Origin of the sequence: Prevotella sp. oral taxon 317 str. F0108, assembly GCF_000162415.1 — a bacterium.
In the GTDB taxonomy this organism is placed as follows: Bacteria; Bacteroidota; Bacteroidia; order Bacteroidales; family Bacteroidaceae; genus Prevotella; species Prevotella conceptionensis.
Genome location: NZ_GG740072.1, coordinates 1 through 11,728, shown reverse-complemented (window position 1 = coordinate 11,728; position 11,728 = coordinate 1). Strand labels below are relative to the sequence as shown.

The window sequence follows — 11,728 nt, the reverse complement described above, 5'->3', positions numbered from 1 at the left end:
CTCGAAAAGTGCGTTTTCTCGCCATGACAATGTTCGAGCAAGCTCGACGTTGTCCATTTGGCTTAACGAAAACGTTCTTTTCTCGTTCCTCGAAAAGTGCGTTTTCTCGCCATGACAATGTTCGAGCAAGCTCGACGTTGTTCATTTGGCTTAACGAAAACGTTCGTATAACAATTGCAGAAAAGGCAATTGGCTACTCGTAGTTTTCCAATTCTTTGTGTATGTCGGCGATAAGCCTTGTCAATGGAACGTTCAGTCCAAATCCATTGGGTACGGGAAACACTAAAGCAGAGGCAATGTTATTCGCTAACAGCTTGTTTACGATAGTAGAGAGAAACTCGTCCAAAGTAAAACACTTACACAAATCATTCTGCAAGCTTACTGTTCTTGTGGCATAGAAAGAGGCAAAAGACTCGAAAGGGAAAAGAAGTGCAAACAAAACACCATGTTTGTCTTCGTTCAGCACAATGCAATCGTCCTTATACAACGTCCATATCTCTTCCCAATCGCATATTCGTTTTACAAAATAAACATAGCGTTGCTGGGGCGTTAACTTTATTATCGCCTCAAATTCTTGATCAGTTGTCTTGTATTTTTCTGTTTTCATTGCCCTGTCTTGTTTAAAGGCATTTTTTTATAACCTGCCTAAGATATCTTCGGCAAGGTTCTTTTCATAATCCACAACATCATCTTGACAGGGCGTTTCTATCACTTGTGTCAAATATCTCCTAGCCTCGTTGTACTTACCAGTCGCAAACAGCAACTCGCCTAGCACACAACTCGCCCTTATAAAGAAAAGGTTGTTCTGCATTTTGGCTGCCTCGGCAACTACGTTTTCTAGTATTTTTGAGGCCTGTTCTGTTTTACCGAGGTCTAAAAGGCGTAGTGCCTTATAAAACTGAACTTCAAAATCATTGATTATATCCATACCCAGCTTTGCCGTTTTTAATGGTTTTCATTGCCTATCTTACCTCATTTTATCGCGCATTGCCCTAACGAAGAAATACAATTCTTCTTGTATTCTAAACGCCAACCACGAAAAGCGGAGGGGCATATACCCAAACTTGCGCGTATCTTTGCCGCTAAGTAAAGAGTGGTCGATGTCTTGCCAAGCCGCTTTCAAACGCTTTTTCACCGTTTGTTGCTCTGCTTGCGACAATTGCCGCCGCGTTTTGTAGTACTCAAAATATAGGTCTACAACCGTTAGCCACCGCATGTTTTCAAATCGTGCGCACAGAAAACGGGTGTCGGTATGGCTCTGCAAAAATTGTTTCAGGCTTTTGTAAGCGTCCAAACGATAATACTTATTCAGGTTAGGCGCATGCGTGGCCGACTCTGCATGCTGGCGATAGAAATACTTTCCCGCGCATTGCACCACCTCTCGCGATGCCCAATAATGCACGCGCGTGGTGTTTTCGTCGCTATACACAGGGCTACTCTCATCATAAGGATATTGTAGATGTATGGCACGCCTTATCATATAAAGCCCATGAATGCGCCAATCAAGGCTCAATTCGCAAGCGCGAAGGCCGCTAATGCGACTGAACGGCATCGAGTTATACCGCCGTTGGCGCGTATATGTGCCCAGAACATCGTCGCGTTCGGCAATGATAAAGTCGAAAAGCACGCAATCCACCCCTTGTTCTGTGTCGAGCACCTCGGCAGCAAGCTGCAAAGCATCGGCCGAGAGCCAATCGTCCGAATCGACCATGCACACGTATTCGCCCGTAGACATGCCCAAAGCCACGTTGCGTGTGTGCGAAATGCCTGAGTTTTTAGCCAGCGTCGCCACCTTCAATCGGCTGTCATTCGCCGCATATTCGTTCAGCAACGCCAGTGAATTATCGGTCGAGGCGTCGTCTACACATACCACCTCGATGTCTTTCAAACTCTGATTTAACAGCGAGTCGAGACACGCTCGCAGGTATTTTTCCGCATTATACACGGCAACCAGTACAGAAACTTTGGGCATTATCTTTGTATTTCTAAGTTTTAATGTTTTGTTTTCTTTCGCAATGCGCCAACAGACAAGTACGAACTGATGCCAACCAACGCAAGACCAACGAGGCAATAAACCGACATGTTGTGTACAAATGTGGTGGCATAGGCCAAGACAAGCCAAGGCAATTGCAGCCCGATGTTGCGGAAAACGCTGCGGCGCATGCAATAACCGAACTTACTTTGCACCACACACGCCACCAAAGCGAGGTTAAGCAGGCTCATTACCGATAGGCACAAGCCCACGCCCCACAATCCGCCTAAGTGCATTCCGCCGATAACGGCCGCCACAAAAGCCAAGTCGTAGGCCACTTCGAGCAGCAGGTAGGTTCGCGAATCGCCCTTTGCCAGCGCGATATATTCTAACGGAAGACTTATCGCCCGAAAGAAAATGTTGAAACTAAGCACCTGAACCATGACCACAACCCCAGCAAAGGCACTGCTATACAACAGCGGAACAAGAACGGGCAACGCCAAAACGAACACCACCAACAACGGCCCAACAATGAGCAAGCCCACCTCTATTTGGCGGTTTACAAGCACGTTCATGGTATATTGAAATCGGTTTACGGCCGAGATGCGCGGAAAAAAGTCGGCCTCTAACGCCGAAAACAGCGTGGAGGCATACACCACAGAAAGCATATAGCCGGCATTATACAGGCCAACGGTTTCGATAGAGGCCGTTTTGTTAAGAAAGCTACGAATAAAAAGGTCGGCCCCGTTGCCCAATATGCCTGCTAGCGTAAAAGCCAAGCCCAGCTTTATCATCGCGCTACCCGAACGAAAATGCTCGCTGTTCCAATTCAGTCGCAGCGGAAATGCCCTGAACGAGCAAGCCAGTGTTACACCCATCTGCACCAAAGCCGCAACTATAAGCGACGGAACAATGGCTGCCTCGCGATAGATATAGTACAAGGGAATAGTTATCAAGATGGTAAGTGCCAGACTGGCAATGGTAAGTTGGGCCAAACTACGCAGCATTCGCGCACCTTTCAATAGGGCCGTCTCGCCCACGGTGATGCACGAAAGGGCCACAATGGGCGAAAGCAGCAAGAAATCTACGGTGTGAACGCTGTCCGAAAACGTGATCTGGCTGAGCCATACACTAAGCACAAGGCACAGCGACATACCCAAGAAACCCGTTAAGAAAGCCCAAAAGCGGAGTGTAGAAACAGCCGAATCGAGGCGTTGCCCATCGTTTGCCTCGTAAGCCTCCGCCACATTGCGCACCCCACTAACGCCCAACCCCAAGTTAGACGTGTTGGTAAGCAAGGTTATGGCCGAGTTAAATAGGGATATAATGCCCACGCCGGCAGGCCCAATAAGCACGGCCACCAACTTGTTTCGGATAATACCCAAGCCGATTGTCACCCCCTGAACACTGCCGAACACACCCATATATTTCAGTATGTGCGCATAGCCGTTTGTCTTTTTCTGTTGTTTCATTCTTAAATCTAGTAAAAAAAGAAGTGGCTTTAAGCCTTCGTCTGCCCTCAGCTTTCTCTGCAACGCATCTGTACAAAGCCCTTTGTAGTGGGGCTACAAGCCATTTGTAGTGGCACTACAAGCCGTTTGTAGTGTCTGTACAAGCCGCTTGTAGCCCCACTACAAGGTACTTGTATTGGCGCATGCCTAGGTAGGGTGCAGCTTTGCAGCTTACAGGCGATTATTTACAATAACCCAATCTTTTTTACTATAACAACGAAAAATTTTGGTCATTATTACTTTTTAATGTAACTTTGTAAATAAAACCTCATGCAAATAAGTGTTGTCATACCTGTATATAACATGCTGCACACACTCGACCGCTGTGTAGAGAGCGTGCTCAAACAGACGTTTGACAATATGGAAGTGCTGCTTGTTGATGATGGTTCTACCGATGGTAGCGCGCAAAAATGCAATGCGTGGGCCGAAAAAGACAGCCGAATAACGGTGCTGCACCAACCCAATGGCGGACTGAGCAAGGCTCGCAATACGGGTATCGCACATGCTAAGGGCGACTTCTTGGCCTTTGTTGATGCCGACGACGCTATCGCGCCCAACACGTTTCAGGCCGCCGCCGATGCCTTTGCGCAACATCCGCAATGCAACATCGTGGAGTTTCCCGTGTTGAAGGGTTGGCTTTCGCAACACGAACAGCTGCTCACCTTTGCCGAACAAGAGCATCATAAGCCTGCACTTTATTGGTATGAAGAGCAAGGCTACCTGCATGCTTATGCTTGGAACAAGCTGTGGCGTGCCAATCTCTTTGCCAATGTGCGGTTTCCCGAAGGTAAAGTGTTCGAAGACCTTATCACCACGGCGCGCCTTTTGGCCAAAGCAGGCAACATACTTACCATTAACCAAGGCGCATACCACTACTGGCTGAACCCAGAAGGCATCACCCAAAAGGCCAGTGCCTACGAATTGGCGCAACTGTTGGTGTGGAACATGCGCGTGCGAAAAAGCATCATACCGCCCAACGGCTGCACAAGCGAGGCCCAAGCACGCTTTCACCTGCATTTGCTTAACATGCAAATAGACCTTTACCGCAAAGGCGACACCACCATTAGGCTGGCTCGGCATCCGCTAAGTTGGCACTTCGTGCTAAAAGCCCCTATGCCCTTTGCCACGCGCGCCAAAGCCTTTTGGATTAAGGTTTTCGGCATAAAGAGTTTATGCCAAATACATCTATTGTTACACCGTTTCATGAAAACAAAATGATTAGCTTTATCATTCCCTATCACAACGAACCCTTAAACATGCTCAGGCAATGTTTGGACAGCATACTGTCGCTGTCGCTGAGCAATGAAGAGCGCGAGATTATTGTCGTTGACGATGGTTCTGGCTATTCGCCCATCAACGATTTGCGCGACATTCAAGACCACATTATCTACGTTAGACAAAAGAACGGCGGACTAAGCCATGCCAGGAACACTGGCCTAAGACTCGCCACTGGCGAGTATGTGCAATTTATCGATGCCGACGATTACTTGTTGCGCGCACCTTACGAGCACTGTCTAGACATCATGCGCTATCAAGAACCCGATGTGGTGATGTTTAATCAAACACAAAACACCCCCAAAAACGTTCCCACACACTACGAAGGACCTATAGACGGAGCACGCTATATGCGCCACAACAATCTGCATGCAGCTGCCTGGGGCTACCTTTTTAAACGGCAACTTGCCGGTTCGTTGCGCTTTCGAAAAGGCATATACCACGAAGACGAAGAATTTACGCCACAGCTATTGCTACGTGCCGAACGCGTATTTGTTACCAATGCCCACGCCTATTTCTACCGAAAACGCGAGGGTTCTATCACTCAGCGACACGACATCAAGAGCGTTGCCAAACGGCTAAGCGACTTGGAAGACGTTATCATGCAACTTAAAAAGATGGCGGCAACGGGACCAACGGCCAATAGAGACGCCTTACAAAGACGTGTGGCACAGCTAACGATGGACTATCTGTACAAAATCATCGTCGACACGCGTTCGCCTAGGCATCTGGAAAAATGTGTAGCGCGTCTGCATCGCAATGGTTTGTTCCCACTTCCCGACAAGCCTTACAGCCAAAAGTACCAATGGTTCAGACGTTTTACCAACTTCAAAGCAGGCAGGCGCATTCTTTGTAGGGTGTTACCAAAGGTTGTTTCATGAAGATTTTACTGCTAGGCGAATACAGCAACGTGCACAATGCCTTGGCCCAAGGGATGCGACAGCTGGGACATCAAGTTACGGTGGCCTCTAACGGCGACTTTTGGAAAGACTATCCGCGCGACATCGACCTCAAACGCACTGCGGGGCTGTGGGGCAAAATAAGCTTTTCACTTCGCCTTTTGTGGGCATTGCCCAAGTTGCGAGGCTATGATGTGGTGCAGCTTATCAACCCCATATTCGTTGAAATGAAGGCCGAAAGGCTGTTTTCGCTGTATCGCTACCTGCGCAAACACAACAAGCGCGTGTTTCTCTGCGCCTTTGGCATGGACTACTATTGGGTGAACGAATGCCGAACACGCAAGTCTTTACGATATAGCGACTTTAACCTTGGCAACGAACTAAGGCAAAACGAAGATGCCTTAAAGGAAACAGCCGACTGGATTGGCACGAGCAAAGAACGGCTAAACAAGTATATCGCGCACGATTGCGACGGCATTATCACGGGGCTTTACGAGTATTGGGTGTGTTATCAGCCACTTTTCCCCCATAAAACCGTTTTCATTCCCTACCCCATTAAGATGCCATGTCCGCCTGCAACCATCGCACCTATCGGGCAAAAGGTTAAGATTTTCATCGGCATCAACAAGTCGCGACATGCCTACAAGGGCACCGACATAATGCTTGCTGCCGCCCTTCGGTTGGTAGAAAAGCATACAAACGAAGTGGAATTGGTGAAGGTAGAGTCGGTTCCTTTTGCCGAATACCAACGACTGATGGAAAACAGCGACCTTATTTTAGACCAACTTTATAGCTATACCCCATCAATGAACCCCCTTTTGGCCATGAGCAAGGGCATTGTTTGCGTTGGCGGAGGCGAACCAGAGGGCTACGAACTGCTAGGCGAAACGCATTTGCGGCCTATAATAAACGTACTGCCAAACGAAGAAGACGTGTACATTAAGCTAGAACAGGCCATTGCCGACAAGGAGAAACTGATGCGACACAAACGCCAAAGTGTGGAATACGTAGCCAAACACCACGATTACGTAAAGGTGGCACAACAATATGTGCAACTATACACGGCAGAACTAGCCGACAATGTGCCATCAGAAGAGTAAGTTTATGAGTTGGAAAGTTTACTGGTTGATGAGTTTAAGTTTTATCGCTTTGTGGCTCATTCTGCAAAAATCCGAACCTACCACAGAGAAAAAGGCAGAAGACACAAGAACTCACCACCCTTCAAACTCAAAAAATCATCAACACGTAAACAAACTTATAAACTCGTAAACTCAAAAAAGAACAAACTCATGAAGTCAAAAAAACAATGAACTCAAAAGCTAAACTCATGAATTCACAAACTCATCAACTTATAAACAAGCTACTTCTGCTTTTGTTTTTCACTGTCGGCACAACGGCAAAGGCACAAAACATTATCGAAACTTTCGATTATGCCAATCACACCAATACCGACAAGGAAAGTAAGCATTGCCAACTCATTTTCCCGAAAGGCGAAGGCAAAGGCAACCCAACGGTAAACCCAAAAACACATACGCTATTGCTCAACCCTGGCAACAGATTGCTAGGGAAGTCGCTTTCCAACAAATGTATCACAAAGGTTGTACTGCACGTTGCCAAAGGCGCAACCCCTCTTCGTTCTGAGCAGTTTACCACCCCTTCGGGTTATTTCCAACAAGAAGGGCAGGCTTGGGTGGGGCAATCGCGCCAAATGGAAATAACGAACAATAGTCAAGAAGTGCTGAGGCTCGAACGTATCGAGGTGCATTTGGCCGACGTTTCGCCTAAGCAACCAACATCGATAAGCTTTGTTCAACCAGCCTACGACTTCTTTAAAGGCGACAAACTACCTGTTCCACATATAGAAGGGGCCGATAACAACAATTTGATGTTCCTTTCGGGCAATAATAAAATACTGGAACTCAATGCCGACGGCACCAATGCCACACCCATTGCAACTGGTACAACCACACTCACGGCCGTTTATTTGGGCGATGAGAGACATGCACCCAGCATGACAACATGTGTGATGAGATGTTGGAGTGGAATTAAAGGGGCCGCAAACATTCGTGAATTTAACAAGAAACACGACACAGAAAGCCTGTACAACCTTTCTTTAAACGCGGCCGAAGTGGTATTCGCTCGCAATAAGTGGGCATTCGTTCGTGATAAAACGGGTTGTTTGGCTTTAAAGTTCAACAACACCATGCCTTTTCAAACAGGCGACGTACTGTCGGGATTTGTACTTGGCAAGTTCGTACGCAACTATTTTCCCGTATTGATGGTTGAAAACGATGGTACAGGCCACGTACAAGTAGAACATAAAGAGCCACCGACACCGACAGAATTAGATTGCACGAAACTAAACCTAGACGATTGCGTCTTTGGTTATCAGCCCAATGTCGCGGTAAAGGTAAGAGGTAGGACGGGTAAAGCAGAACTGATGGTGAACGGACATAGCTTAGAGTTGCTCCGTGCGTTTAACTTAACATTTACCTTACCAACGAAACAAACCTATCACACGCTCACGGGCTTGTTCTATACCTTTAAAGAAGGGGAAATTTACTTTATCCCACTACAACGCGATGGAATAAGGAAAGAACTTGTTTTGGACGAAGGAAAACCACAAAACACCATTATCACGACCACAAACACAGCTGTTGTAGTTAAACGGAAACTGAAAGCAGAACGTTGGAACACCATTTGCCTTCCGTTCGACATGAGTGCGACAGAGCTAAAAGAGGCGTTCGGAGATCATACCTTGATGGCGTTCTCGGCTGTTTCAAACAACAAACTGCACTTCAAACCTGTAACACAACTACAAGCAGGCGTGCCTTATCTACTAAGAACCGCTAACAACATTAAGTCGTGGACAATGCCAAACACCGACATTATCGCCCCTTACGCAAGCATGGTTACGCACGATGGGGTGTCGTTTTGTGGAACATACAACGCAAAAGAACTCGCAGCCGACGATACCGAGCAGTTTTTACAGGGCAATAAACTATTCTTACCAGCCAACAACGCTCGCACAATGCCTGGGCTAAGGGCTTATTTTAAGTTTTCTTCTGCCGCTGCTGCTAAACAATACCAATTCGTAGCCAACGAGACAACCGTTGTTGAACTCCCGCATAAAGAACAGCGCGATGAAGAAAACGAAACATGGTACACGCTAGACGGAAGGTGCATAAAGAAAGAGCAGCGACAAGCGGGGCAGGTATATGTGCGGCGAAACAAGAAAATACTAATTCGGTAGATTACAGATGTAGTCTATATCTTAAACATTCTCATCCCATAACAAACAGCAAATAATCATCCTATGAAAAAGAACATCTACAAAAAACCAACCATTGGTTTGCTATGTATTAAGGTTATGTTCCTATGCGGCTCGAAAGGCACTAGCCTAAGCCCTGGAACTGAACGTGGAGATGCATCGCAAGCAGATGCAAAGCGCGCCGTCGACTTCGACAACTACGAAAATAACGACATGTAAGCGAGTGCGCAAGTTGCAGTTAATACAGTCCTAGTACCTTTGGGTTGCTATCGTTGGAACGACCAACAAATGGCTGCTAACTCATGTAACAGTCAAATAATCAAATGGTAGTTGCACAGCATAAACTTGGCAATATTCACACATACCAATACTATTGTGTAGCGCACCCAGGTATTTAACCCCTTGATGCAACTCGGCAAATTAACATTCATAATCCGTTACATATATCTAAAAAAGTGCGGTAGTATTAAAGTAAATTTGTAACTTTGCAGCCGTAATACCAAAAAACGAATGCCTATGATATAATAACATGTTACAGACACAAAGGTAATGACGTGTAAGCATCATTCTTGTTACATCCCTATTGTACGTTTAGGTGACGCTAGTTGTCCGCACTTTATTACCTGTCTCACTCCAACACCTTGGACAAACCTCACTTCAATAAACTATATTAATCAAAGAACATGAAAACATTAGGATTTGTCGGAATAGTTATAATCGCCATCGTTTTGTGCGTAAAATTGACTTTAAACTCAAACGAAGACAAAGAACTGGAAGGCATAATCTGGAATAAACAATACATGGAAGACGAAGCAAGGAAAAAAGCCGAGCTTTTCCTAAATGTAAGAGTTACGTTTAATGCAGACGGAACCGTTACTTATAGCAACAGCCCTGAATGGAGCGATGCACACAGTAACCTAGTCGACAAGACATCAAAGATGGAATACACCAAGGGCGACAATACTCGTAGCAAAGAGGGAACTTCATTTAATAACGAAAACCCAGAGAACTGGGATTGTTACGATGTCGACCTTAACAATGGCGTGTTCTGGGCCGACTAGCTTACCCACTCGGCATAATGCACCTTCAATACAACAAACCGCTTGAAATTGCATTATAAGCAACCATCAGGAATCCATAAAACGAACAAGCCCTGAGTGCGACGTTTGCACTCAGGGCTTTCGTATAAGAAAAGTCGGCCACAACTTTTCCACACCATTATACCAACAAATCCTCTGAAATCAAACATATAGGTGAAAACGCATCAACAACAACCAAATATTGTAACTCATATCAATCATTAGAAAGCATCTTAAAGTCATTAACCTGCTACCGGTTAGTGAAAAGACCACCTTTTCACAGACTTTCAACGCAATAAAAAACCGAACAGGGCGTTAATCGTTATAAACTATTGGCCGCCTTGCAAGGGCATATTACGGCCACCTTGACTATTTTAACGGAAAAGATGCTTATTCACTTACGATAGTGGTATGGTAAAAGCACATTCACACCTTCACCAAGGAAACTATGCGTATAAATCAATTCGAGTATTTCACTTTCACATGCCTAGATTGTCCATTAGAACAAATAAAGGGCTACATTCAGAAAAGATGGGGAAACAGTGAAAAGTACAAAATAACACGCACGCCATTTAAGTTCGACCTATACGAAACAAGTCCGCTTAAAGGAGGTGCGCATTTTGAAAAGCTATATTTCTTCACTCCAAGGACATGTGAGAACAAGTGTATAATGTTCTCAAACTATTCAGATGGATTAAGTTCGTTAGCCTATCAAATCTCCAAGGCTTTAAGAATAAAAGCCTATTGCTTTCAAATCAGCACAAACGACACACATGATGCAATGAATGCGTTTAGTTACATAGAAAAGGGGAAAAAGTACGTACTGTCTATGCAATGAAAGACCCCAAATGGAAATTTCTCTGCCAAGGGGAAATCCAACCATTTGAAGACAAAGAGCTGTATCAACAAAAAATGATAAAACGAAGATTAGATAAAGATGCACTTATTTCCTACTGCATTAAGCTAGGTATTGACATACGTGATGACGCTTTTGGGGAAAGCCAACAATCCATCTTGGTAGAGCGGCTGTCATGGTTGTGCAACAGAGAAGGGACACATCTTCATCAGTAAAATATAGAAGAGACATTTGAAAAAGAATAATTTAGTACAACAGACAGGACAGAACGATTTACCTTATTTATTCCCTTGTCGGAATGGCTAAGTGAGAGACTAATTCTGCCAACGTATAACACTAATAACATTACTTATGTTTAGACTGGAATTTAAAGCAAAAGCTATTACTGCAAGTAGAAATAAAAAAGACAACTATTATATGGTTGGATTAGCCGATGATAAATTTGATTATAAGAACTATATCCTTTTCCAAAGGCCTATAACATTGGGGGAGGACGATGACCCAGAATCTGAACTAAATGGGATATATGCAGAATGTAATGGTGATGTTACTTATAACACTTGCAAATCGGTAAGTTTGACCTACGAAACTGTTGTCTTTGAAGTACAAGACAGCATCATTGTGGTAGATTTAAGTGATGTAAAACTAAACAAGCGTTTCGTTGAGTATAGTAAAGAGATATTCAAAGAGCTATTAACAACTAAGCTGTAATACTTACGATAATGTAAGACATGTTAGTTGCCCTTGGGGAATTGTATAAACCGAAGACAAAAGCACAAACTCATTAACTCACAAACCTAAGCCCTCACTAACTCCCAAAAACGAACAAGCCCTGAGTGCGACGTTCGCACTCAGGGCTTTCGTA

At 45.1% G+C, this 11,728-nt stretch carries 13 protein-coding genes; 9 read left to right on the top strand and 4 right to left on the bottom strand.

Annotated features, from left to right (window positions below):
* A partial coding sequence (locus tag HMPREF0670_RS16905; RefSeq protein ID WP_232213822.1) for a hypothetical protein occupies positions 1-203 on the top strand: 203 nt, incomplete at its 5' end.
* On the opposite strand, the gene HMPREF0670_RS00055 is transcribed toward HMPREF0670_RS16905, so the two are convergent.
* The 4 genes from HMPREF0670_RS00055 to HMPREF0670_RS00040 are packed head-to-tail and all read right to left on the bottom strand — an operon-like array spanning position 194 to position 3,444.
* Positions 194-607, bottom strand: a complete 414-nt coding sequence (locus tag HMPREF0670_RS00055) for a DUF2750 domain-containing protein (RefSeq protein WP_009229117.1) — start codon at positions 605-607, stop codon at positions 194-196. The two genes, HMPREF0670_RS16905 and HMPREF0670_RS00055, sit on opposite strands and share 10 nt — an antisense overlap.
* A 27-nt stretch (positions 608-634) precedes the next feature.
* On the bottom strand, positions 635-928 hold the full coding sequence (locus tag HMPREF0670_RS00050; protein WP_009229116.1) for a tetratricopeptide repeat protein: 294 nt from the start codon (positions 926-928) through the stop codon (positions 635-637).
* Positions 929-967: 39 nt separating this feature from the next.
* Positions 968-1,972 carry a glycosyltransferase family 2 protein gene (locus tag HMPREF0670_RS00045; protein ID WP_009229115.1) on the bottom strand — a complete coding sequence of 335 codons (1,005 nt, stop codon included), beginning with the start codon at positions 1,970-1,972 and terminating at the stop codon, positions 968-970.
* Between the two features lie 20 nt (positions 1,973-1,992).
* Entirely contained in the window at positions 1,993-3,444 is a 1,452-nt protein-coding gene (locus HMPREF0670_RS00040; protein ID WP_044077516.1) for an oligosaccharide flippase family protein, read from the bottom strand.
* 309 nt (positions 3,445-3,753) lie between these two features.
* Between HMPREF0670_RS00040 and HMPREF0670_RS00035 the strand changes: the two genes are divergently transcribed.
* The 8 genes from HMPREF0670_RS00035 (at position 3,754) to HMPREF0670_RS00005 (ending at position 11,574) form a co-directional block, all read left to right on the top strand.
* A complete protein-coding gene (locus tag HMPREF0670_RS00035) occupies positions 3,754-4,701 on the top strand; it encodes a glycosyltransferase family 2 protein (protein ID WP_009229113.1) in 948 nt (315 codons plus the stop codon).
* On the top strand, positions 4,698-5,639 hold the full coding sequence (locus HMPREF0670_RS00030; RefSeq protein WP_009229112.1) for a glycosyltransferase family 2 protein: 942 nt from the start codon (positions 4,698-4,700) through the stop codon (positions 5,637-5,639). Before HMPREF0670_RS00035 ends, HMPREF0670_RS00030 begins: the two co-directional genes overlap by 4 nt.
* Positions 5,636-6,757 carry a glycosyl transferase gene (locus tag HMPREF0670_RS00025; RefSeq protein ID WP_009229111.1) on the top strand — a complete coding sequence of 374 codons (1,122 nt, stop codon included), beginning with the start codon at positions 5,636-5,638 and terminating at the stop codon, positions 6,755-6,757. Before HMPREF0670_RS00030 ends, HMPREF0670_RS00025 begins: the two co-directional genes overlap by 4 nt.
* Before the next feature lie 227 nt (positions 6,758-6,984).
* On the top strand, positions 6,985-8,910 hold the full coding sequence (locus tag HMPREF0670_RS00020) for a hypothetical protein (protein WP_157579484.1): 1,926 nt from the start codon (positions 6,985-6,987) through the stop codon (positions 8,908-8,910).
* A 63-nt stretch (positions 8,911-8,973) separates the two neighbouring features.
* Complete coding sequence (locus HMPREF0670_RS16605) at positions 8,974-9,147, top strand: hypothetical protein (RefSeq protein WP_009229109.1); 174 nt, start codon at positions 8,974-8,976, stop codon at positions 9,145-9,147.
* A gap of 464 nt (positions 9,148-9,611) precedes the next feature.
* Positions 9,612-9,989, top strand: a complete 378-nt coding sequence (locus tag HMPREF0670_RS00015) for a hypothetical protein (RefSeq protein WP_009229108.1) — start codon at positions 9,612-9,614, stop codon at positions 9,987-9,989.
* Between the two features lie 852 nt (positions 9,990-10,841).
* Positions 10,842-11,078: a hypothetical protein gene (locus HMPREF0670_RS16900; RefSeq protein ID WP_232213821.1), complete on the top strand. Its 237-nt coding sequence runs from the start codon at positions 10,842-10,844 to the stop codon at positions 11,076-11,078.
* A gap of 136 nt (positions 11,079-11,214) precedes the next feature.
* Positions 11,215-11,574 (top strand): Imm10 family immunity protein, encoded by a 360-nt coding sequence (locus HMPREF0670_RS00005; protein ID WP_009229106.1) that lies wholly within the window; start codon positions 11,215-11,217, stop codon positions 11,572-11,574.
* Positions 11,575-11,728: the final 154 nt, after the last annotated feature.